12 protein-coding genes and 1 tRNA gene are annotated in these 25,830 nt (G+C 40.1%); 7 read left to right on the top strand and 6 right to left on the bottom strand.

The features are described from left to right. The first annotated feature begins 74 nt into the window (after window positions 1–74). From HXT38_RS01015 to HXT38_RS01005, 3 genes are all read left to right on the top strand, one after another. The gene (locus tag HXT38_RS01015) at window positions 75–2,390 is read left to right on the top strand and encodes a glycosyltransferase family 2 protein (protein ID WP_421791891.1); all 2,316 of its coding nucleotides are present in this window, start codon (window positions 75–77) and stop codon (window positions 2,388–2,390) included. 63 nt (window positions 2,391–2,453) lie between these two features. Continuing rightward, window positions 2,454–3,434, top strand: a complete 981-nt coding sequence (locus tag HXT38_RS01010) for a glycosyltransferase (protein WP_032842561.1) — start codon at window positions 2,454–2,456, stop codon at window positions 3,432–3,434. A 296-nt stretch (window positions 3,435–3,730) separates the two neighbouring features. Next, window positions 3,731–5,155, top strand: coding sequence for a glycosyltransferase family 39 protein (locus HXT38_RS01005; RefSeq protein WP_410295790.1), 1,425 nt, complete (start codon window positions 3,731–3,733; stop codon window positions 5,153–5,155). On the opposite strand, the gene HXT38_RS01000 is transcribed toward HXT38_RS01005, so the two are convergent. Both HXT38_RS01000 and HXT38_RS00995 read right to left on the bottom strand, forming a co-directional pair. Beyond that, window positions 5,090–6,055, bottom strand: coding sequence for a DMT family transporter (locus tag HXT38_RS01000; RefSeq protein ID WP_032842562.1), 966 nt, complete (start codon window positions 6,053–6,055; stop codon window positions 5,090–5,092). The two genes, HXT38_RS01005 and HXT38_RS01000, sit on opposite strands and share 66 nt — an antisense overlap. A 98-nt stretch (window positions 6,056–6,153) precedes the next feature. Then, complete coding sequence (locus HXT38_RS00995) at window positions 6,154–7,950, bottom strand: phosphotransferase (protein ID WP_004107503.1); 1,797 nt, start codon at window positions 7,948–7,950, stop codon at window positions 6,154–6,156. A 316-nt stretch (window positions 7,951–8,266) separates the two neighbouring features. Between HXT38_RS00995 and HXT38_RS00990 the strand changes: the two genes are divergently transcribed. Continuing rightward, window positions 8,267–9,397, top strand: coding sequence for a LicD family protein (locus HXT38_RS00990; RefSeq protein WP_004107500.1), 1,131 nt, complete (start codon window positions 8,267–8,269; stop codon window positions 9,395–9,397). Window positions 9,398–9,674: 277 nt separating this feature from the next. Further along, window positions 9,675–11,858, top strand: coding sequence for a hypothetical protein (locus HXT38_RS00985; RefSeq protein WP_217428663.1), 2,184 nt, complete (start codon window positions 9,675–9,677; stop codon window positions 11,856–11,858). A gap of 329 nt (window positions 11,859–12,187) precedes the next feature. Here HXT38_RS00985 and HXT38_RS00980 read toward each other — a convergent pair whose 3' ends face one another. From HXT38_RS00980 to HXT38_RS00965, 4 genes are all read right to left on the bottom strand, one after another. Beyond that, window positions 12,188–14,032: a GH25 family lysozyme gene (locus HXT38_RS00980; RefSeq protein ID WP_421781010.1), complete on the bottom strand. Its 1,845-nt coding sequence runs from the start codon at window positions 14,030–14,032 to the stop codon at window positions 12,188–12,190. Window positions 14,033–14,168: 136 nt separating this feature from the next. Then, window positions 14,169–14,242, bottom strand: a tRNA-Gly gene (locus HXT38_RS00975). A 120-nt stretch (window positions 14,243–14,362) separates the two neighbouring features. Continuing rightward, on the bottom strand, window positions 14,363–14,845 hold the full coding sequence (locus HXT38_RS00970; RefSeq protein ID WP_174191618.1) for a 4'-phosphopantetheinyl transferase superfamily protein: 483 nt from the start codon (window positions 14,843–14,845) through the stop codon (window positions 14,363–14,365). Between the two features lie 219 nt (window positions 14,846–15,064). Beyond that, window positions 15,065–15,403 carry a DUF4190 domain-containing protein gene (locus tag HXT38_RS00965; RefSeq protein ID WP_004106304.1) on the bottom strand — a complete coding sequence of 113 codons (339 nt, stop codon included), beginning with the start codon at window positions 15,401–15,403 and terminating at the stop codon, window positions 15,065–15,067. On the opposite strand from HXT38_RS00965, the gene HXT38_RS00960 reads away from it, so the two are divergent. Next, window positions 15,403–15,669, top strand: coding sequence for a hypothetical protein (locus HXT38_RS00960; protein WP_421791888.1), 267 nt, complete (start codon window positions 15,403–15,405; stop codon window positions 15,667–15,669). The two genes, HXT38_RS00965 and HXT38_RS00960, sit on opposite strands and share 1 nt — an antisense overlap. A gap of 683 nt (window positions 15,670–16,352) precedes the next feature. Further along, window positions 16,353–25,733 carry a Rib/alpha-like domain-containing protein gene (locus tag HXT38_RS00955; protein ID WP_421791886.1) on the top strand — a complete coding sequence of 3,127 codons (9,381 nt, stop codon included), beginning with the start codon at window positions 16,353–16,355 and terminating at the stop codon, window positions 25,731–25,733. The last annotated feature ends 97 nt before the right edge of the window (window positions 25,734–25,830 follow it).

The raw sequence follows: 25,830 nt of genomic DNA, 5'->3' as shown, positions 1-25,830 counted from the left end.
GAATGTGCTTAATCAAATATGATACGAATACACGCAAGTGCTACACATAAGACATTTATGCTAACATCGTACGTATGCCGAAAGTATCGATTATCGTTCCAATTTATAATGTTGAAGCCTTTTTACCAGAATGTTTAGAGTCTATCCAAAATCAAACTTTTACTGATTGGGAATGTTTAATGTTTTCAGATGGGAGCAAAGACGGTTCCATCGATATTATGAAATCTTTTGCTGAAAAAGATAGTCGCTTTGTTGTTATTGAAAAAGAAAACGAGGGCTATGGAGCCACTTGCAATCGCGGTTTGGAGCGTGCTAAAGGCGAGTGGATTAGCATTGTTGAGCCGGATGATTTCATCGATCCGCACATGTATGAGCGTCTTTTAAGCAATACAGATCTTACGAATGAAAAGATCGATATTATTAAAGGCGGATACTGGCTTTTTTACGATGGAAAAGATGGATATAAGGATGCAGTAGACACGCCAAACTTGTGCTATTTTATGCCTAAACACAGGTCTATTTTTAGCTTGAATGAATTTGCTGAGCCTTTCTACCATCATCCTTCTATTTGGTCCGCTATTTACCGCAAAGATTTTCTTAACGGAGATAACAAAAATAATGAAACCATACGTTTTAAGCCGATTCCTGGAGCAGGTTGGACTGATAATCCTTTCTTTGCGCAAACTATGGTTTTAGCAAATAAAATCTGCTGGAATCCTGGAAAGTACTACTATTATCGTCAAACTAATCCTGGCGCTTCTAGTTTATTGAAGGATTTTCATCTTCCGTTTGACCGTTTGCGTGATATGCGCGAGTTTCTCAGTAAGCAGAATATTTCACGCGAAGTTTTACAAGCTTTTTATTCACGCGAATTTGATTACGTTAATTCGTTAATTACTGAGTTTGGTTTTGACGATAAGAATCCGGAAATACGCAAGCTTATTCGCGAAGTTTTTAGTTCTATGGATTCAAAAGAAGTTTTCCTTATAGCTTCACGTTTAAGGCCAGAGTTTATGGATTACTACATGGATTTCTTAGGATCCTCGTACGAAGTTAAAGCACACAAAGCAGAATCTAATCCTGAGCTTTCTCTTGTTATTTTTACGCATAATGCTCATTCTTGGATTGTTGATTCTCTTAAAGCTTGCACTTCTATAAGCAATATTTCTTGCGAATTTATTATTGTAGACTCTCATTCTTTGGACAGCACTCTTAATATTGCTAACAGATTTACAGATAAAGATAAACGCTTTACAATTCTGCAAAATGACAATTTATATACTGTAAAAGATATGCTCTCTAAAGCGGTTGATTACGCTCATGGAGAATACACTATTTTTATGCCTTCAAGCTATATAATCAACGAAAACGTGCTTAGAGCCGCTTTAGATAATATGCTTAAATGCTCTAACAATAAAAATAAGATCATTGATCTTGAGTTCTTTAACAATAAGAGTTTGCATAGCGATTATCTAATTGATTGTTCCATTAAAAATGATATTAAACATAATATTGATCTTTCTGAAGAAAGCTTTATTAGACCTGTAAATAATGATGACACACTGCAAGATACTTATTACGGATCTTACGCTCCTAAAGATATTGCAGAGCTTCTAATAAACAGTTGCTACAACTATGGCTGGCAGAAAGTATGGAGAACTGAATTTCTGAAATCTGCTCACATTGAAGCTGGAGTTAACGATACTCCTGCAACTCTTATGACTTTTAGCACTCGCGCAGCATTAGCAGCTCAAAATATTATATATTGCGATTTGGCTAAATCATACGAAAATGCTTATGGCAGGTTCAGCATTGGAGCTGGAGAAGGATTCGAAAATCTTAATACTAAAACAATTCCAGAAAACTTCTGGCTTTCAATAGAGCATCATACTTCATTCAACGAAGCACCACTTGAAGTTGATTCGGTGTTAGAGGTTGGAAAATGGCTTGAAAGCAAAGGGCTTCTGGAAACATACAATCAGGGATACGCAAATGCTCTTGTGGAAAGCTTCGTTCACGATTGCCATACGCGAGTAACTGCTGAATCGTTAGCAAGCATCGTTCAAGATAAGTTAAAAGAAGTATTAGAGGCTCTAAATTACGAAAGAAGTTCACACAACTTACCAACGTATTTTTACGATGAAAAAGCTTATAACGAATTCCAAAAGTTGCAGCTTAACGCCACTTCTCGCACTTTGTGGCTAAAAGAGCGCATGCTTGATTTTGAGCGCAAAAGCGAATTATGCGAGCAGGAAATTAGTAATATTCGCACTTCTGCACGCTATGTTATTGGCGAAAAAATCGTAAAAACAGCGAAGAAAATAGCCTTCCCGTCTATTATTGCAAAATTGCAGAAAAAGATACGCCTCATGAGAAGAGATAATAAATAATTTAGATTCTCGTAATATACTATACTGTTTGTTGTAGGTAAATCTGTTGGAGATCGTTAGATTATGAATACTTCGTTAAACAATGAGCGTAAAAGTGTTCCAATTTTATACATTGTTGTACCTTGTTTTAACGAGGAAGAAGGCATTTCTAAAACCGCCGAAGTCCTCCAAGCGAAGATGAATTATCTTATGAATCAAAAACTCATTCACTCTTACAGCAAGGTGATTTTTGTAGATGACGGTTCTAAAGATTCAACATGGAATTTAATTGCTTCTTTTAATCGCAAGAACCCTTCACTTTTTGGCGGAGTAAAGCTTGCGCATAACCGCGGTCACCAAAATGCGCTCTACGCAGGGCTTATGTACGCTCGCAAGCAAGGTTGCGACGCTGCTATTTCTATGGATTCTGATTTACAAGATGACGTAAATGCAGTAGACGAAATGCTTAAGAAGTTTGTTGAAGAACATTGTGAGGTTGTTTACGGAGTTCGTTCTTCACGCAAAAAAGACACTTGGTTTAAGCGCAATACAGCTTTGGCTTTTTACAAGGTTTTTGCTTCAATGGGTGCGGAAGTTGTGCCAAATCATGCGGATTATCGCCTAATGAGCGCAATTGCTTTGGATGCTCTTTCCGAATACAGTGAAGTCAACTTATTCTTGCGCGGAATTGTGCCAATGCTTGGATTTAAAACTGGCAAAGTTTATTACGAGCGTGGAGTAAGAACTGCTGGAGTTTCAAAATACCCTTTGCGGAAAATGATTTCTTTCGCTTTAGAGGGTATTACTTCATTCTCCGTTAAGCCGCTTAAATTAGTCACGTATATGGGATTGCTTTCTATTGTTATTGGTTTTGCAATGTTCATATACGTAATTGTGTCTTTATTTACCAATCACACTGCTGTTGGTTGGTCATCGCTTATGTGCTCAATATGGTTTATTGGCGGATTCCTTATGATTTCTATGGGCATACTGGGAAGCTATATTGGCAAAATTTATTTGGAATCTAAGCATCGTCCACGCTACTATATTGAGAAATCTTTGTAAATACAGTCTTTGTAAATATATTTTTATAAATACAATTTCGTGAAGGCACTTTATAAAAGCAATTTTTAAAGAGAGGTTCAAAAAGTATGATTGAGCGTTTTCAGCATGTAAGCGTAATGCTCGGGCGCTTTTTTAGCAATGCTATTGTATGGTGTTCAGCTGTATTTTTCAGCGCGTTAGCATTACTGAGTTTAATTCTTTCTGCTCATCTTTTCCCCGGAGAATACAGACTTGAGTTTTTATGGTTTCAGTCGCCATTTGTACTCATTTTAAGTGCTTTATTATTCTTTATTTTCGTGTTTTTAAAGAAACGGCATGTTTTTGATAAAATCCGTATTCGATATTTTGCTGCAGCAGTTTTTGCTTATGTACTTGTATTGGGATTTTTGTGGATAAAAGTTACTCGTGCTTGGCCTGAATGGGATCCTGCTTATATGTTTAGCGCGGCGCAATATTATGCGGATCCTAATCGAAAACCTATAAATTGTGCTACTGATACGTCAGAATTATCGTGGATTATTTGCCCGGGCGGTTACTTCACTAGATTCCCATTCCAATTCCCTCTTCTTTCTCTTATGCGATTTTTGGTAATCGTCTTTGGCTCTAACGCGTACCTTGCTTTTGAAGTATTGAACGTGTTATGCGCTGCTGTTACTGGAATTCTTATTGCATACTACGTAAATTTGTTGTTCCGTAATAAGAATGTAACTATTCTTTCTTTGCTTTTGTATGCAGCTTTTTTGCCTATGATTTTTTACGCGACTTTTGCGTATGGCAATACTGTTTGCTTACCGTTTGTTTTTGGCGCGCTCATTTTTCATGCTAAAAATATTAAAAGTGGAAGTTGGCTTAATGCGGTTCAGTCGCTGATTTGCATGTTCTTTGCTATATTGCTTAAGTCAACTATGGCTTATTGCTTGATTGGCATGATTGTCGTGTGGATTGTGTCGGCTTTGCGCTCTAAAAAGTGGGAACACGCTGTTTGCGTATTGCTTGCCATTGTGTTCTTTGCTTTAAGTAATGTTGCTGTGGCAAGTTCAGCTAATTCTTTCGGGCATAATGCAAAAGATGGTTTACCTTCTACTGTTTGGCTTGCAATGGCAACAGATCCGTCTCGTAACATAGGTCCAAATAATCCTGGATGGTATAACGGATATCCTACGAGCTTTGACGTTAAAACGTATAACAAAGATAACATTAAAAAGGAATCTACAGCATTATTACGTGATAATCTTAAGCATTTCGCAAATAATCCTGGCGATGCTTTTAGTTTTGTCACTAAAAAATTTGCTGGAGAATGGCTTGAGCCAACTTATGAATCTTTGCTTGCAAGTAGCTGGAAGTGGAATGGTCCAAATAGACCAGTTTTGCTTGATCGCAAAATGAATCCTGTTTTAAGATCGCTTTATTCTGGAAAGCTTAATATTATTACATTTACTTTCTTAGACGCTCTTCAATTTATGCTTGTTGCTTTTACCGCACTATTCTTATGCGTAGCTCTACGAAAGAAGAAGCTGATTTCTTGCGAATATTTTACTCCGCTTGTTATTGTCTTAGGAATGGCTGTTTTGTATCTTGTTTGGGAAGCACAGTCGCAATATATTTTGCCAGCATACTTGCTTATGATTCCATTTGCTGCTCGAGGTTTTGATATGCTACTTTCGCGCTACGAAAATCGTGCTGCAAATAATAGTAATGCAGCAAACCCAAGCAATAATTGATGGCATTGTTTGGTAAATTATGGAAGATGCAATCATTCCCCATGCAGCGTATGTGACGTTTGCTGCCATTGCGCGAGAGGCTCCTACTTGTGCAATTCCGCGATAATAGCTTAAATACGAGCTTGTGCCTAGTAAACCTATTGCAATTATCATTGATATAGTTGCTAAAAGCTTAGAGGACGCAAATATGCTACTCGCTGAAATATTGGCTGTGAAGCATAGCATTAACGCGATTATCGTGTAAGAAATAGCAGATACTGTTTCTCGAATGTGTAAGATTATTTCGTCGTCTACGCTTTGCTTTCTAGCGGCCCAAGCGCATACTACAGCTTCGCTTCCCCAGCCGATTACGCTTAAAAATGCTCCAGCTAACCCTAATAGTGTGTTTGTAATGTTTGCAGAGCTTAGTGTATTTTGCGCATCAGAGCATGAATAATATCCAAGTACTCCTACTGCTATAAGAGCTAAAGTAAAAGCTGCGTATTTTTTTACACTTAAACGTTCTTTTAGCACGATTGCGGAAAGAACTGCTCCAAAAGCAGGGTATAGTGAGGAAATCGCTGCAGCATATCCAGCTCCTATATTGCTTGCTGCTAAAACATATCCGCTCATGCCAATAGGCCCGCCAAGTAAGGATCCGATGATAATAGGCGTGAGAATTTTTGGCTTTTTTAGTATTTCAAAAGTTTTATTCCACTTTTTTCTAACACTTATATAAGTCCATATGAGTATTGCGCATACAATATCGTGAAGTAATGCGCCAATAATTCCTGTGAAGATTACTAGAGCAGTGTTACTTTCGTATGATGCGTTATTTGTAAATACGAATGATGCAGTTAAAAGAGCTAGAAGAGCTGTATCAACTCCCCATAAAAGTCCACTTAGAAACGAATATTTCATAAATACCTACTTGCTTGTTAGAAGATGTTTGTGATTTGTTTCTGCTTGTTTATATGCTGCTTATTTAGCTTTCACTTGTTTGTTATTAGTTTGTCGATTTATTTATTATTTTCATAAGCTTTTAAAGCTTCGTTAATATATCGTTTCGCATAGCTGTAATACGTGTACATGCAAGTTCCTATATTTTCGCCTTCTGCTTGTTTAACAAGTGACCACAAATGCCAGCACCATCCTGCAAATCCTATATAAGCCAATAAATGACGCTTTTCTTGCGTAGATGGAGTATGCGCTAAATAAATAGGCATTGCTTCGCTTATTTCGGTGTTATTGAATTCGTCTGAAACACATAAAGTACCAAAATCTTGAGCGTAATCAGACATTCCAGCATATTCCCAATCGATAAGATGATAGCGATTGTTTTGATCTATTAGAATATTTGCGCCTAGTATGTCATTATGGCAAAGGCAAGTATGCGAGCCGTCTTGAGTAATTACAAAGTTATGAAGCTCGTCAGCTAAAACACTTAGGTCGATGATTTTTGGCGGTATTTCTACATTTCTATCATTAAGTTCTTTCATATAGCGCTGAGATTCTGCGTAAAAATCAAAGTTGCGATGCACGCTTTCGTTACTTTCATGCAAAGAACGAACTAATTTCAAGCTTTCCTGTAATTGGTTAGGATCGTGCATATTTGCAATATGGCAATCTGGCAAAAATCGTGAAATCTTCCAACCTTCTTTAGCGTCTGCTGTAATAAAAGTGCCATCTAAACCAAGTTTTTGAGCCAATTGCAAAGCTTCAGCTTCAGCTTGTCTGTTAATAAGCACGTCTGTTCCAATGCCAGGATGCCTATAAACGTATTCGCTATTGTCAACCGAAAAATGGCAAGATAAATTAGTAAGACCTTTTTTAAGCGGATAAACGTTATGAATATCGGATTTTTTGCAGTTAAGTGTTTGAGTGATATGGTCAAAAATTGCGCTATCAATATTTTCTAGGAAAAGTGGATCAAATTCGCGTAGCTCATCAATAGAATCAAATTCGTGAATAATTGGCGTATCGTACTTGCGTATTTGCATGTCGAGTTCGTCAATGTGTTCAATAAAAATATCTTCCCAAAGTTTTCCTGCAGTTTGTGGCAAATCGTATTCTTCACGAAGAATTTGCATAAATCGTTTAGAAAATGCTTCGTCAAAATATACGTGACCAATCATGTACCAAGCGTTACTTCCGCCAATCGTGACTTTTGTAATGCGATCATGCGCTCCGCAAGTCATGCACCATTCTTTAGTGTATCCTTGCTGGAATTGCGCGGAATAATAAGCTTTCCAAACGTATTTTTCAAATGGATTTTCGTCGAAATAATTGTCGGATGAGCAAATATAAGTGTTCGATAACTGGTTTGCTACTGCCATAATTGAACTGTTGTTATTGCGCGTGCTGTACTCGCTATTGGGCACGATTTTTACGTTAAAAGCGTCTTCTAAGTAGAAAAATTGCTCTTGCTTGTAGCCAACAACAATTGTTATATCGTTAATCCCAGCTTCGTTAAGTTGCTTGATTTGGCGTTCAATAAGAACCTCTCCTCGAACTTTGATTAGTCCTTTAGGTATCTCGTATGAAATAGGAGAAAATCTTGAAGAAAAGCCTGCTGCCATAATAATAGCGTTGCGTACTTTATATGGTTCAAGAGATTTCATGCCTTCTTCAGTGATGCGCAATTCATTTGTTGTTTCAATAAGATTTTTATTTTCTGCGCTTTTTATTGCTGAATTAACAGTTCCGAGTGAAATTCCTGATTGCGAGGCTATGTCTCGCTGGCTTAATTGCGCACTTCTGTTTTTGTTATTTAATAGCGTTGTAAGAAGCTTAAATTCGTTGTGATTGATAGCCATGCGAGCCTCGCTTGTGTTGGTATTTTGTTCATTATACAACAAGCGTTCAAAAATAGCTATTAAATTTTTATTTTGAACAACGCACAGTTAAAGCGACCAAAACTGCACAAGCATGTAAAGAAAAAGCCGTTTTACAACCAAAATCCGACCGAAACTGCGCAAGCATGTAAAGTTTATGTCGCTTTTTAGCGAAAATCCGACCAAAACTTTACAGACGCGTAAAGAATAGGTCGCTTGCAAGCAACAAAACGTATATAATGAGTAACCATATGACTTTTGCTAGTAAAAGTGAGAGAAAGCAACAGAAGGTGTAAGTATGGCGTCTGTATTTCGTAAGCTAATGCGCAAATTTATTGAGCATTGTCCTTCATCAAAACGTTCAATAAAAGATCTTAGAGCGCAAGTTAGCGATTTACAGAACAGCATAGATCGCATGCAATGCGTGTTAGACGAGCAATTGCCACGCATTCTTGAAAACCAACGCAATATGCACGTTGACATACTTACGAATCGAGAGCACGCTTCTCTCTTAGCTTGGGCAAACTATCGCAATGACAACGAAAGCGATTTTGATGCTCGCAAGCGTTTTTACTATAGTCTTCCTCAGGCAACTGGTTCAGTGCGACTTATTCAACGCGGTTGCGCTTCGCTTTTAAATGAATTTGCAACGTTTGCTAAAGAATATAATTTGCAATATTGGGCTGATTTTGGTACTTTGCTTGGCACTATTCGCCATCGCGGATTTATTCCTTGGGATGACGATACAGATTTAGGAATGATGCGAAGCGATGTAGATAGGCTTCTTGAATTGCTTAAAAAAGATGAAAAGTTGTCTAAACGCTATCGCGCAGTGCTTATATTTGACCCTTACGTTTTCTGCAGGCAGCTTAGATTGCGATACAAAAATTCTGAAGACCCCAGCTTCATTGATATTTTCTTCTACGATTACATGCCTAAATACGATGAGCATACTAAGAAAAGGTTTATTGAAATTCGTGAAGAATTAAAAAAAGATTTGAAATCTAAACCTTTTTATAATAAATGGCACGCAAACGGATACTTGGAAGATGGCGAAGAGTTTAGTGGCGAAATAGAAAATACTTTCACCAAATATCAAAATATTGCAAAAAGTGAAAATATTATTGCAGATGACGTTACTAGCAACGAGTGCAATATTATTTACGGGCTTGATAACGTCGATTCTGAATTAATATACACATCGCAATATGAGGATATATTCCCGCTTAGGCAAGAAGAATTTGAAAAATTCGCAATTTTAGTACCTAATAAAGCAGAAAAAATTCTCTTCAATTATTATGGGAATATTTATCAGCTTCCTTCAGATATGGTTTCGCACTTGCAGCATGTAAGCCGTGAGTTGCTTAATAACAAACATACTATTGAAGCAATTGAGCAAGATATTGAAACTAACCCTTATATGCACTGATCATGCTTAAGCTCTGAAATTTAATAAGTATATACATTACATTCATTGTCATTGATCGTAAAATACATAAAGCGGTAAGTATTCGCGCTACTTGCCATGCGTTTGCAATATACTTGCTTTAAAAGTAACAGATTTGAGAACCGATACGCACAATAATGTGGGGTAAATAGTGGCAGCAATAGCGACAAAAAGCGAAATGCATGAAAACAGCACAAACGAAAAAAGTACGCGCATAATGCAGAGTTTTCTACTAAAAATAATGACATCTATACAAAATATGCAAAACTTTTTAAAAACCCACGCATTATTGCGCAAAATATTACCCTTTATAACAATATTTGTAATTACTGGACTTGTTACTATTTTCTTCTTCAGTAATCTATATCTTTCCTATAGTTCTAAAAATTATGCAGAAAAACAACTTGCTCTAGTTAACGCATCAATACCAGACTCCAGCAGCTATAATGCGCAAACAGGCAAAAAAGAAACTAAAGATCAAGCTCATATAGTTGGAAATACAATAAATATTCCAACTTCTGGATCAGATGTAATATTAAGCGACATCAACTCCGCTACTAAAGCTATAAAAATTGAGTTAGAGCAAACAAAACCAGTAACACTAGTTACAGGAACTGTTGAGATCGAAGACTTCGGCATAGCTCCAAACGCGTACACTCTAGCAGACTCTTTCCAAATGTCTACAGGAAAACACAACACTAGAACACTTCGATTTGAAAGCCACGGAGACGCTTATAAAGTTCGCTTACACTTCAACCAAACAGGAGCTCCTTTTACACTCAAAGCTGTAACAGTAAATCCGCCTTTTGCGCTGCACATAAACTTTGGAATGTGGGCAATACTTTTCGTTGCAAGCTCACTTATATTCTTGGTATACAAGAAAAAGTGGTATTTGCTTAACTACGACCGCCACAATCTTGCACAAAATATAGTTTTTTGGGCAGTATGCGCAATGCTTATGGGATTCTCGCTCTACCTGTGCTTTGTTGTATATCACGGCCACGGCATACGAGTGCCATTCCCGTCTGACTTATACGATCGCGTCAACGGAAATCCGTACACTGAGCAGCTTAAAGCTTGGAAATCAAACTCTTTGGCTCTGCTGCAGCAGCCACCTAAAGAATTAGTAGAATCCGCAAACCCGTTTAGTTGGGGTCAACGCATGGACTTGGGTTCTAAAGGAGTATCCATACCTTGGGATGTGGTATTCCACAACAATCATTACTACTGCTACTTTGGCATAGTACCATTCCTGCTCACTTACTTGCCTTTTAATCTGCTCTTCCCACATGCAGTTCCTTCCGCAATATTAGTTGTTACAATATTTGCAGTTGCGATTATTCCGTCTATGTTCGCGCTTCTTAGAGAAGTTGTTGAATTCTTTGCAATACGTACCAATTACTGCCTGTTTTTGCTTTCTGCAGCAGCCTTCCCATTTGGATGCTTAATCTTCTACTTGCAATCTTCAGCATCCCTTTACTATATGCCTCTGCTTAGCGCAATACTGTTCGGGATCTTATTCGTATACGCTTCTCTTAAAGCTGTGCGACTTCACGCAACTCATCCGCGCGCTGGATACACGCTTTTTGCGCTCGCTGGCATAAGTCTTGCTTTACAGTGTGGATCAAGGCCAAACGCGTGCATTCCAGTTGTTGCTTTTATAGCACCGCTGTTTATTGCGCTATTATTTGACGCGAAACGAAGTATTGCAAATCGCGTTGCTGCGGCTTCAAGCTTCCTTGTTCCTGCAATCGTAGGTGTAGCTGGAATATTAGCTTATAACTACTTGCGTTTTAAGTCTTTCTTTAATTTTGGCAATGAAGAGCAACTTACTAATTTCGATTTGCGATTTAATAGTAAATCTTTTGACCCTACTAAGATTCGCGATATTTTCCTTAATTATTTCTTAAAACCTTTTAATATTTCGGAAAATTTCCCATATATCTCTATACCTTGGGCAAATAATCAAGGTTATGGAAATTCTTTCTACACGCATATGATTTTCGGTCTTATGATGATTCCACTCTTCTGGTGGATGTTTACATTAAGACGTAAGTTTATGCAAAAAATTGAGTATATTATGACAGTTGTTGGATTAGTAGCATCCTTCTTGCTGCTGTATCTTAACTACTGTTTAGGCGGCAATTTGTACCGCTACTATTGCGATTCGATTATTATATTCATTTTGATTGCAATAATGAGTATGCTTCACAGAGTTAAGCCTTATAGCAAAGATATTGATATTACTTGTGAAAAAGATTGTGCAATTGCTGAGCAATCGTCTTTGCGTTTGTATATTCCAGCTGTGCTTTGTGCAGCAGCAACTATTGTAATAGTTGGTTTATTAGTATTCAGTAATCATACTGAACCGTCTGCAGATATACAAAACGTAAACCCTGATTTATTCCTTAAGTGGAGTGATTTATTTACGATTGGTCGCTGATTTGCGCGACGACCTGCCGTAGCGCTTAAAGCGTAGCGCGCGAAGGCAACTCGGAGCGTGAGCTTGCTCAAGTTGAAAGCACGGTGTGCTTTCAACGCAAGCTCAGCAGCGAGTACACGCAAAGTGTACGAGCGCTATAAGAGCAAACACAAATTTTCCAGCCTCGTCAAAACAAAAGAACAAGAACGTCAGTCAAAACTCATAGACGATACTAAAGAATATCGAAAATAAAACTCGCGCAACATGAAACAAAATGTAAAATAAACTATATAAAAATGGCCAGCATGCTGTTGAGCACACCGGCCACTTTATTAGATTAGTAAACTTAATTACTTAGCTTGCAATGTAGCCTTTTGGCAAGTTTGACGCCAAATACCATTACCGTCATAATGCTCATCTTCAACAGGAGCACCGAGCTTTTCGAAGCCGCCGCGAGCGTAGTAATCTTTACGAAGATTGAACATAAGAACAAACTTCTTATCCTTACCATGCGTCCAAACGTCACCATTCTGGCAACGCTGACGCCACCAGCCGCCGCCCATGTTTTCCTCTTCGGCAACAGGAGCGCCAAGCCAAGCAGCACCACGATGCCCTTGGTAAGAGTCGCGTAACTCGAACTGAATCACGTACTTAATGTCTTTGCCGTGCGTCCAAACGTCACCGTTCTTGCATTGCTGACGCCACCAGCCAGCACCCATATTCTCCTCATCGGCAACAGGAGCACCAAGACGACCATAGCCGCCGTGCTTGTAGTAAGAGTCGCGCAATTCGTACTGAATCACGTACTTCTTATCTCGACCCTGTGTAAACACGTCGCCATGCTGGCAACGCTGACGCCACCAGCCGCCTCCCAAGTTTTCTTCGTCTGCAACAGGAGCACCAAGACGACCATAGCCGCCGTGCTTGTAGTAAGAGTCGCGCAATTCGTACTGAATCACGTACTTCTTATCTCGACCCTGTGTAAACACGTCGCCATGCTGGCAACGCTGACGCCACCAGCCGCCTCCCAAGTTTTCTTCGTCTGCAACAGGAGCACCAAGACGACCATAGCCGCCGTGCTTGTAGTAAGAGTCGCGCAATTCGTACTGAAGAATAAAGCTTTTATCTCCGTTGGTCCAAAGATCGCGGCGATTTGCTTTCTTACTTACTTTCCAGCCGTCTCCAACTTCTTGCGAAGAATTCGTGCTGGTGTTAGTAATCGTGTTACCAAACTCAGAAACACCATTGATTTCGCTGCCATCAGCCATGCCAAATGCGTTCAAATCAACGCGACCATCAATTCCGTCAACGCTGCCGTCGGAAGTGTACTGCCATCCGCGCAATGCTGTAGAAATAGGGAAGCCTACACGAGAACCGTAGCTAGCAACCCAGCTTGTACGCTCGTGAATATACTGAGAATTTAATGGTCCTCTCAAATAATTTGTATAAGAGTAAACGCCGAGCTTATGGTAACCTGCAGAAACTAACTGATTCCACCAGGAAGCAACAATATCCTGGTAAACATATGGGGATGTTGGTGGTTTATGACCACTCCAGTTCCACTTTTCCAAATCGTAATAAACAGGATACGTTAAATCTTGAGGACTTACTCCAGCACCCTGTAAAAGATTTACAATGTCGGCACCTTCAGCAGCACCATCTTCAGCTTTTTCAGCATAAGAATACATATAAATGCCGAATGGAATACCAAGACGCTTGCATTCGCTAATATTGCGCAAAGCTTGCTTGTCATAGCCATTATCCCAGCCATAGCTAATACGAATAATCGCACCATCTACTCCAGAAGCTTTTACAGCATCCCAATCAATTTCTTTTTGATGCTCAGAAACGTCAATAACCGCCTTAGCGTTATTGACAAACACATCATCATTTCCATCGATAAAAGCCGTAGTGCCATCAGCATCGCTCCAATGCGCACCATACTCATTATCAATAAACGAGCTTTGATACACAGTGCCAGAATGTGATTGAATAATAGGCTTAACAACACCTTTGATATGCACATTAGCACGCACATTAGTATTCACATGTTCAATCGATGAAGATTTTTGCGGCGCAACGACATTCATAGTGAAAGCAGTAGCAGCCGACACTAATCCAGCTAATACACGTACGATAATCTGTCCCACGAGTCCTCCAGACATGTTTTTTACGTGTTTCTCCGCTACTACCATAGCAATAGCACCCTAATAACAAGCATAAATTCAATAGAAATGTGAAAATAATATGCAAAAATGTGCGATTTTTACAAAAACTGAAATAAATAAACCATTAAAAAGAAAATTGCAAAACGTAAAGTAAAAATAAAAATGGAGCGGACGACGGGAATCGGACCCGCGTAATCAGTTTGGAAGACTGAGACTCTACCATTGAGCTACGTCCGCAATTACGCACCATACTTGCACGAAATATTCACGCACAAATATCGACTCGTTCAAGTATACAGATGCTTGTGACATCGACACAAGTGCACAAAACATATTTTTCTTATATTGTATCTTTTCTTATAAGACTTCAAGCATTACAACAGCTGATGCGAAAGCTGAATTATCGTCTAATAATCCGTCATGACTAAGCGAAATATGCCAACGAATATTATCTATATGCTCGCTACTATCTACGCACTCGTTGTGCGCACTGAAAAGCGATTTTACAAGTTGCGAATGCACATCTGCGCTGAGAATAACGCGCGGGCAACCATGGGAATCGTTAAGAATCTCAATACTCGCCCATGGCATGTTATCCAGAGTATATGGATAAGGGTTATTTATTGTGCATAACGCCTCGGACCACGCTTTAACCACAGCTTCTTTGCCAGCCCAACGTGCTGCAATATGTAAAGCTTTCTCATCATTCTTCACTTGCGCACGAAGATCACATTGTCGAAGCTCTCGCACAGAAAACAGCGCACGCCAACCATTGCCATCCTGCATCTGCTGAGCAAACTGCGCAACGTTTACCAAGTCGTGCCCTATTCCTGCAATCATACACACCTACTTTTAGTACATATACATACTTTTAGAATGGCACATGTTTTACACGCACCTACTTTTATGCGCACCTACTTTTAAATTGCATACTATTATTACTATATAAGCATATTTCGTTAGGTAAAAAGTAAAGGCGGATGCACAACACCCGCCTTTACAAGTAAATTTTTAATTATTACTAAAGAACTTATTATTACAAAATTACTTTATGCGAATTTAATAATTATAAGAACGAGAATAGCTGCTCTGCAAATCATTCACACCGTTAACAAAGGCATCAATCTTGCTGACCACAGTAATTTGAATATAAGCAGCAATAATAATAGTTATAATTCCAAGAACCAATCCTGCAACAGCCATACCGTGACCACGCTTGGCACCTGGAACACCAGCCTTGGTGTTACGCATTGCAAGAACAGCAAAAATAACAGACAGAATACCCAAAACCCACCAAATAATAGTGAATACAGGTACCCAAGCAAATATGGTACCAATAATTCCAAGAACTAATGATGCAACAGCCAAGCCTGAAACAGGAGCCTGCTGAATATACATTGGTTGCTGACCATATGGCTGCTGAGGCTGCTGAGGCTGCTGAGCATAAGGCTGCTGAGCGTATGGCTGCTGTTGAGCAGGCTGAGCATACGGTTGCTGAGGTTGCTGAGCATAAGACTGCTGAGGCTGCTGAGCGTATGGCTGCTGTTGGACTGGCTGAGTGTAAGTCTGTTGGACTGGCTGAGCTTGAGGAACCGGCTGAGCTTGCGGAACCTGCTGGTTATTTTCGTCCATTTTCCCTCCATCTGCAAAAGCAATACAAGTAATACAATTCCATGTAGCTCATAAAGCTTTCCAAATAATTTCGATTGTCAAACGATAAGACAAACAATGCGATTATACAACATATGTAAGCCATGCAACACATACAACATTAATTAATTAATTAAGCGTCAACACATAACATATTTTGACATTTTTATGCTCTACGCAAAAATACTATATAAAATCTTGTATAAAATATATTTAAATCAACAATCACTTACGTGATTCTTTACTGCAGTAGCAAACGCCGAAAAAATCACCGGCAAATGTTTTCCAAAACTACAAAAACGACAGCAAACGCCAGAAAATTACGCACGCTACGACCTGCTTAAGCATGTGCGTGAGAAACGCTACGAGTGCGATTAATTCATATGCGAATAAATTACTATAAAACGACAAAATTTTAGATAATTTTAAATAATCCGTCGTTATGACAATATTTTATACATAGAGCACCCCCCCCCCCGGCAGAAAATTTTAAAGTTGTTATATATCTAACAATAAAAAAATTATATAAACTTTAATAAAATACTGTATAATATTATGAATTATGTGTATGCGCATAAATATTTATGCCAGTATTCGTTATGAAAAAATAACGAATAAGTATAGAAAAAATGGACATAAGTTTAGAATAAAACGCACTCATAGAAGTAAAAGTTAAAACCAAAACAAGGGGAATACTATGGCAAATAACACTCGCAAAAAGCTCTCTAGCAAAAAAGCTACGAGCGCATTTGCAAACACATGCGCATATTACGCAGCAAAAACGAACGCAACTTCCGCGTCTGCTACCATGCGCAAGGTGTCATTGAGCACACTTGCCACAGTTCTTACTGCCGCCACTTGCTTAGGCGGTCAGCCAATCCTCGCATCCTCTAATATTCTTCTTCCTCCAACTACGGCAGCTTTTGCGCAAGAAGTGCGTAGCGCAGACACTACTACTCCTTGGTTGCACGCGCCAAATATTCTTGAGTTCCAGAGGTATCGCTTTGCTAACAGCAATGGAAACACTGGTTCAACAGCCGATTTAGGTGAATACGATAACACCACCAAGAAATCGGATATGTACGCACATCTTGAAAAGAACGGAAACGACCAATACCTAGTCTTCGATGTGTTCTTTAACAACGATGGTAAATCTATGGTCACCCATTCTACACAACACCAATATATGTGGCAGATTCCTTATGCAATTGCAGATTTAAATAGTAACGGTTCTTACAAAGGTGACACATTAAGCAATGTTTCCTTTGATTTCTATAAACGCAATCAAGCTAATCCACAAATGACAAATGCTGTTCTTTCACGCGACATTAGCTTGTTCGAAAAAGATAATAGTAAATCATTTGTTACTGGTTTCTTAGGAAGAGATAATGATCACAATGGTTCTATCTATTTGTATACCTTAGGTATACGTATGGGAGCCAGCAACAGACAAGATTTGAATGCTACTTTCCACAACAATGCAGGCGACGGAGTCATTAGCAATGCTACAACACTGAAAGGTGTTTACAGTAAGTACAGTTATGGCATTGGTTTAAGAACCACAAACGTCAACTACGCAGTACACATGCATTGCAAAGTAAAATTACGTCAAGGAGTCACTCTTGAGGACATTCAAGATGCTTATACATTAGCAAATACGAGTAGTTATGGAACTACTACTAACTCCGCATATACATTTATTTCTGGTCGCGAGCGCTGGAGTGAACCAAATCTTAAGCGCACAAAAAGCGATAAAATCCCTCCAAAGCTGTATTTTAATGGCAAAGAGATTAGCGATTCAAACAACAGCATAACCGTATATCAGGGAGATATTCCTACAATCACTTTCGGCACATCAGATGACAGCGGAAAGGTTAATAGCTTCTCAGTTAACGGTCTTCCTAACGGTAAGGGCGATGTCACTGAAAACAGTAATGGCATGGAAGCAACTGAAGCTAAGCATCACAACCATGTTGTTAATAGAGTTAAGTTTGAATATAAGAACGGCAACACGCCAGCAAATACTGACTACACGGTTACTGTCTCTGCAACCGACGCTTCTGGAAACAAAGTAGAAAAGAAAGTTACAGTACATCTTAAAAATCTGAACCAGAAGTATCCTTCGCCAACCGCTACCCCAATTACTGTTGATTGGGGGCATACGCTTACCGAAGATGATTTAAAACCTCACGTTACTGGCATTAAGGGCGGCGGTAAGCTTGTTTTTAACGACTTCCCACAAACCAACATTCCAAAAGAATACTTTAATGGAAAAGATACTCTCCAAAACAATGCATCTGCAAAAGTTGTATACTCTGATAATTCGTATCATGTTGTTACAATTCCTGTAAACATTAGGAAACCACTCGCTTTGCAACATAAGAGCGAGCTGAAAGATCACGAAGTTAAAGTAAATGTTGGCGACACTCTTACTAAAACAGGAAACAAGGTTGACGCTAAGAAATATCTTGGCTTAACAGATAACGAAGTTAAAAATAAGAAAATCAAGAGCGCAGAGTGGGTTAATGGCGAACCTTCCACAGATGTTGCCGGAAAGAGAACTTACACTGCTAAAGTCACGTTTAATGACGACAGTACTGCGGAAGAAAAGGTTACTTTTACAGTTAAGCCTAAGAAACCTACAATTGAGACTGATTTGACTGGTGTTGCAGGCGTAAAGGGCAAGGAAGTTGTAGTTGATGCTGGTCCTGGCACAGCTGGAAGCACTGTAACGCTTAAAGATAGCAAGGGCAATCAAATTGGAACTGGAAAAGTTGGCAACGATGGCAAAGTTACGATTACAGTTGCTAACGGCATTCCTGAAGGAAATGTTACTGCAGTAACTACTACTGCAGATTCCGTAAGCTCTGAAGAAAGCGACGCTAAAAACGCTAGTAAAGACAATACTGCTCCAACACTTACTGGTCCTAATAGCGTTACAGTAAAAGTTGGCGAAGATCTTAAGATTAATCTTATTGCAAAAGATGATGTAAAGATTGAGTCTATTGACACAGCAACAGCAACTACAGCATTTTCTGGAACTGATTTCAATAAAATTATTGCTAACATGTCTCGTGCAAAAACTGCCTACACGAAGAATACTAATACAGAAAAAGAGTTTACGTACAGCTTCTCCGGCTTTAAGCCTGAAGAAGTTGGCACTTATACTCTTACGTTCTCCGCAACTGATGCTGCTGGTAACAAAGTAGAAAAAACTGTGGCTGTAAAAGTGGAGAAAAAAGAAGACATTAAGTCAAAGAATATTACTGTTGACTTAGGTCACCAGCTAGACGACAAAGATGCAAAGAAAGCTATTGCCAATAGTCGCAAGCTTCCAAAAGGGACTACGTTTGCTTGGGCAAAGAATGGCAAACCGGACACTTCCACTGTTGGCAAAGAAAAGTCTGGAACAGTTATTGTAACTATTCCTACTAACGACCCAAAGAATCCGCGCGTTGAAACTGTTGACGTTAAAGTAACTGTTAAGGATAGCGAAAGTCCTAAAGTTGCGATTCAGCAAAAGGGCAAAGGTGGCACATATAACACCATTAACGGCACATACCCTGATGGGCCAAAACACGCACAAGTATTCACTATCACTACGTACCGCGGCGATAAGAACGATATTAAGATTACTTCAACAGACAACAGCGGCAACGTTACAACTTTGACGTTGAAGCCATCTGTTCCAGGCGAAACAACTGGCACAACTACCGGAGATGGCACAACTGCAAAACCTAAGACTTTGACTCTTAACAATATAACGCCAATTAACACTAAGCCTGACACGTATACGAGTACCTTAATGGCGGTGGATCCTTCGGGCAATACTACTGAAGTTACGGTGAAGTTTATTGTTAAAACACAGTCCGAGAAATATGGTGACGTTAAAAACAATCCTGTAACGTACAACATGAGCGACGGCACAAAGCATCCGGATCCTAAGAGCGGAGTCGATCCAAAGTCACTAGAAAAACTACCTAGCGACGCTACCTACTCTTGGATTAAGGAGCCTGATTGGAATAAGCCTGGCGAACAAACAGAAGCTAAAGTTCGCATAACTTTTGCAGACGGCTCAACTAAAGACGTTACTACAACTGTTACCGTTAAGGACAATATTGCGCCTGTTATTAACACACCTAGCACCAATAAGGCAAAGAGAGCAGATACCGATAAAACACCTGAATACTACCAGTTCAAGGTGCATAAGGGCAAGCAGTTCAGCATTGATATCAACGCTTATGACAACAGCGGAAAGATTAAGAGTGCGGAATTTGGTTCGGCTTTGCCTAAGGAAATAACTGGCAGCAAGATTAGTATCACTGATAAAGATAAGAATTCTGCGGAAAAGCCTGCAAAAATTACTATTACAGGTACTGCTAATCGCGCTAATAATACGAATCCTGATGCAAACAAGTGGTCTCGTGATCTTGTTGTTAAAGACGAAGCTGGCAATACGTCCAAGATAAAGGTTCAGATTTCCGTATACACGGATGCTGAAGAGCACAATGCCACTGCCAAGCAAGTCGATAATCCTAAGGATAACAACGCAATTACCAACGCGATTACCATAACAAAATATGACAATCCAAATACGCCAATCAAAAAAGACGGCATAACATTTGATGTTGGCAATATTCCTACTAAGAATGGAAATTACACTATTCCTGTAACAATTCATTACCCAGATAAGTCAACAGAAAAAGTGGAAGTTCCTGTAAAAATTCAGAAAGATTCAAACGATTTTGAGCCTGAAGGCAAAACAATTGAAGTGTCTTGGCACTCTAGTGCGGAAGAATTGAAGAAAAAGGTTACATCCTTTGGTGACAACAACGGTCTTAAGTGGAAAAGTACAACAAAACCCGACGATAAAAATAAGCCAACGGTAACTATCGTAAACAACAGTTCCGTTCCAAGCACCGATAAACCTGGCGAGAGCCAAGTACAAGTTAAGGTTACGTATTCGGATGGATCTAGTGACGTTGCAACAGTAACTGTTAAGGTGCTGAATCCACAAAGCGAAACTTATACGCCAGAAGGTCAAACAATTAACATTGACTACAATAAGACGCCGAATACAGGTATATTCAGCAAGATTACTGGTATTGGCACTGGTAAGGGTATTAAATTAAAGAAGAACGGCGAAACAACCGACCTTACAAGGCTTCCAGAAGGTGCAAGTATTGCTATTGACGACAAGGCTAAGACTGTTCCAGATGGCACTCAGTCTGGCACGTTTGATATTCCTGTAACAATTACGTATAAAGATGGTTCTAAGGATCATGCAACGGTAAAGGTTACTGTAGGAAAGCCTCAGAGCGAAACTCACACGCCAAAGGTTGACAGCGGAATCACTAAAAAGTATGGAGAAAGTGGTCCTTCTGACACTGACATCATTGCTAAAGTCACTGTTCCAAACCAACCAACTGGTACAACAATTACAGTTGATAAAGGTCAAACACCTATCAACACTAAGACTCCTGGAACCGTAAACATTAAGGTTACTGTTAAGTATCCTGACGGTTCTGAGGATCATGTGGAAGTTCCTGTAACAGTTGAACAACCAGATAACGTGACTCATAAGGCTTCTGCAACTCCTATAGAGTTGAAGCGCAATAAAGACAATACAAATAAGCCAAGTGAAGATGAAATCAAGAACCACGTCAGTACTGGTGTCGATAAAACTAAGAAGCAGCCAACTATTACTGTAGCTAAGGATAAGATTCCAAACACAGACAAGACTGGTACAACTAATGTTCCTGTAACTATTAAGTATGAAGACGGCACTACCACAACCGTACAGGTTCCTGTTATTGTAACAAATACAAACGCAGACGAATATACTCCGAACGTTGACCCTGTGGAAGAGCCGTATGGCAGTAACGAAGAGACAATTAAGAAAGCGATTACTAATGCAGTAAACGTTACAGATTGGCCAGAAAAATCCGATAATAAGCCAAAATATGAAATTGTTACAGGCGAGACAATCCCAAGCGGCACAAAGCCTGGCACTTATCACGTTAAGGTTAAGGTCACGTACCCAGATAAAACAACTGATGAAGTTACTGTTGATGTGACTATTAAGAATAAGCAGTCGGATACTTTCGAGCCAACAGCAAAGCCTGTTGTTAAGCCGTTTGGCAAGCAGGTTACATCTGATGATGTAACTAAGAATGTAACTGTTCCTCATTGGCCAGAAGCAGACAAGGATAAGTTAACGATTGAGTTGAACGATTCTAACAAAAAGCTTCCAGATGGTAAGACTCCTGGAAACTACCCTGTTGAAGTTAAAGTCACATACCCAGATGGCACGACTGACACTGTTGATGTTCCAGTAACTATTAGCAATAAGCAGTCTGAGCTTTACCCACCTAAGGCAGATAATCTTGAAAAAGAGAATGGTCAAAAGCCTTCGGATAAAGAAATTATCGACAAAGTAAGCGTTCCTACTTGGCCAGCAGGCGAAAAAAATAAGCTAACTTACTCTATTGCTGATGGCGATAAGGATAAGATTCCTGCTGGAGATAAGGCTGGCAAGTTTGAAGTGCCTGTAACAATTACGTATCCGGATGGATCAAAAACCGTGATCAACGTGCCTGTAATTATTAAGGCTCCAACTGCTACACCGCAAGTTGTGACTGTGCCAAAGGATGCGGAACCTAAGCCAGAAGACATGATTTCCAATAAGGATAAGTTCCCTGATGGAACCACCTTCGAGTGGAATAAAGACAGCAAGCCAGACACCAAGACAGCTGGAAACAAGCAAGGCACTGTTGTTGTAACAGTTCCAGATCAGCCTTCTCAAGAAGTGCCAGTGACTGTAAACGTTGTTGACCCAACTGCATCTGAAGTCAACGTGCTACAAAAAGGCAAGTTGCCAGAAGCTGAAGATGTTATTAAGGATTCTAGCAATAATAGTAAATTCCCTGATGGCACTCAGTTCGAGTGGAGTAAGGAAGATACACCGGACACTAACAATACTGGCAAAAAGAACAGCAAGATTATTGTTACCCTCCCAGGTCAATCCCCTGTAGAGGTGCCTGTAACGGTTAATGTTTTGCCAACGCCAGAAGCGAATATTGTGAACATTCCACAAAATGGAACAGATTTCCCAATCGCAAGTGATGTTATCAAGGATTCTACCGATAAGAATAAGTTCCCTAAGGGCACTAAGTTCGAGTGGAAAACTAAGCCAGATACTAAACAGTCTGGCAACAACAAGAAAGGCACAATAACCGTCACTGTTCCAGGTGTAAATGGAAAGCCTGGAACTTCTGCTGATGTAGAAGTTACTGTGAACGTAACTCCTGAGCCTAAGGCAAAGGACACCTCCGTTATTCAGAACAGCGATCCTGATCCTAAGAACAGCATTGAGAACAAGGATAAGTTCCCAGACGGAACTACCTTTACTTGGGGTACAGGCAAAGACGGAAAGTCTGGCAAGCCAGACACATCTACAACTGGCGAAAAAACAGTAAACGTTGTGGTAACTGTTCCAGGACAAAAGCCTCAAGAAGTGCCTGTAACAATTACTGTTACAGCATCTCCTGAAGGAAAAGACGTAACCGTGCTGCAAAAGACTGACGGCAAGGATACCACTCCTCAGCCAAAGGATGTTATTAATAATCTACCTAAGGATGCTAATATTTCTTGGAAGAAGAAGCCTGATACGTCAAAGACTGGCAACCAGCCAGGAATTGTGACTGTTAAGGTGGATGGCGAGCCAGATGTTGACATTCCAGTCAACGTGCTCGTTGTGCCAAATCCAAAAGGCAAGACGGTAAACGTGCAAAAAGACTCCGCTTTGCCGGATCCAAAAGACATGATTGCCAATAATGGTGACTTCCCTGAGAAAACCACATTTACTTGGGCAACTAGCGGTAAGCCATCAACGTCTAGTACTGGTGAGCAAACTGGAACTGTTGTTGTAAATATTCCGGATATTACAACTCCTGTGAATGTAACAGTAAAAGTAAACGTTGTGGATAAAGACAAGCCATTTATCAACGATGACAAAGCCGAGAACACACCAGATAAGCCTGATAAGACCACTATTACTGGTAAAACTCAGCCAGGAAACACAGTAACTGTCAAAGACAATGACGGTAATACTGTTGGTACTGGAGATGCCAACAAAGACGGAAACTTCACTATCGAAATCGATAAGAAGGATCCTGGTACAAAACTCGAGCTTGTTCCAAGCAAGGGTAATAACGAAGGCACTCCAGTAGAAGTAAAAGTTACTGCTAAGCCACAAAAGCCAAAGATTACGGTACCAACCGACGATCACAAGAACAGCGGAAACGTAACTGTAACACCGCCACACGGCGATGAAAACGTTGTCAAGATTGTGATTAACGACAAGCCAAATCCGCTTAACGGTCCAGAAAAGCCAGAACAGACAATTATTGTCAAGAAGGGTGATGACGGCACGTGGAAGATTGACGGAGACACTCCAGAAGGTGTAACTGTTGATCCGCAAACTGGCGTTGTTACGATTCCGGCAAAAGACTTGGAAGACGGTAGCACTATTACTGCAGTAGCTAAGAACAAGACGGATAAACCATCTGATCCTGCTACTGCTGTAACCGGCTTTAAGACTCCGCAGATTACCAAGCAAACGCTAAAAGACAATCCATATGATTCTACTAAACAAATCATCACTGGAAAGACGCTTCCAGGCGCGAAGGTAATTGTTACCGACGAAAAGGGCAAGGAAATAGGAAGTGGCGTTGCAGATAAAGATGGCAACTTCACTATTACTATCCCGAAGCAAAAGCCTGGTGCTATCGTCACCCTCACGCCAACCAATGGTAAGGGTGATGATGCAAAGACGGGCAATAGTGTAAATATTACTATCGGCGGAAATATTACTAAGCCAAAGATTGACACTCCAACCAATGGTGGCGCTAGCGTAACGCCGGATCTCACGGATACTCGTGTCAACAAGGTTGTAATTACCTACACGCCAGAAGGCAGTGAAACAACCGCAACGATTACCGTTGTTGCTGAAGGCGATAAGCATGAGTGGAAGATTGACGGCTCTGCACCTAACGGCGTGACTGTTGATCCGCAAACTGGCGTTGTTACGATTCCAGCAAACAAGATTAAGCACGGTAGCACTATTACTGCGCAATCAGAAGACAGTAGCGATAAGACTGGCAAGAGCAAGTCAGAAGTGGTAACTGCTAAAGTTGGCGAAAAGGAGAAGCCTGCACCAACTCCAACGCCTATCCCAACAGACAGGCCACTTGTGGTAACACCACAAGATGGTGCCGAGCAGGGCTCTGCAACTGTTACACCACCATCTGACGCTGATTCTATGGAGATTACATACACTCCTGAAGGAACTGGAGCGGCTGGTGAAATACCTGGAATCTCTATTCCTGGTTCCCCGTTGGTTCCAACACCAACACCAACACCTACCCCAACACCTACCCCAACTCCAGCGCCTGATACCACTCCTTCTACACTCGTAACAATCAGAGTGAAGAAAGGAACGGACGGCAAGTGGACGTTTGACGGAAAAGCTCCAGAAGGCGTAACAGTTGATCCAACTACTGGTAAAGTAACGATTCCAGCGAATAAGATAAAAGACAATACCCAAATCACTGCGAAATCGAAGAAGGGTGAAACTACTTCTCCAGAAGTAACAGGCATAGCTGGAGCGAACCCAACAGGAAACCCAACGCCGTCTCCTTTGCCGTCTCCTTCACCGCTTCCTGATAAGCTTCCTGACGTTCTTCCTGAGCAACTTCCAGAAGAACCTACTGAGCAAAATCAAAGCGACAAGAAGGAACAAGAGCAAGATTCTAAGGACAATAAGCAGCAAACCCAAACTGCTAAAACTCAAGAATCTAATGAGAATAAGTCTGATTCAGACTCTGTAAAGCAAAATGCAAGCAACGCGAAGAACGTAGCAAATAACGCTCCGGCACGGCACTCATCCGGTAAGGTTACTACTTCAAATCTGAGTAACACTGGAGCCGCTATTGCTGCTGCAGGAGCTGTTGCAGCATTTGCAGTAGCAATAGGTGGAGCGATTGCTGTTATTGCTCGCAAAAGGAAGCGCAAGTAAGGCGTACATGCTGGGAAATAGTCAGCATAAACCACAAAACTAAATAAACCAAATAACTAAATAACTAAATGCTCTGTGGAAGAGAAAATTCGCAAAT

Origin of the sequence: Gardnerella sp. DNF01157 (assembly GCF_049244225.1) — a bacterium.
Classification (GTDB): Bacteria; Actinomycetota; Actinomycetes; order Actinomycetales; family Bifidobacteriaceae; genus Bifidobacterium; species Bifidobacterium leopoldii.
The sequence above is the reverse complement of the archived record's forward strand: the minus strand, read 5'-3'. Positions and strand labels throughout refer to the sequence as shown.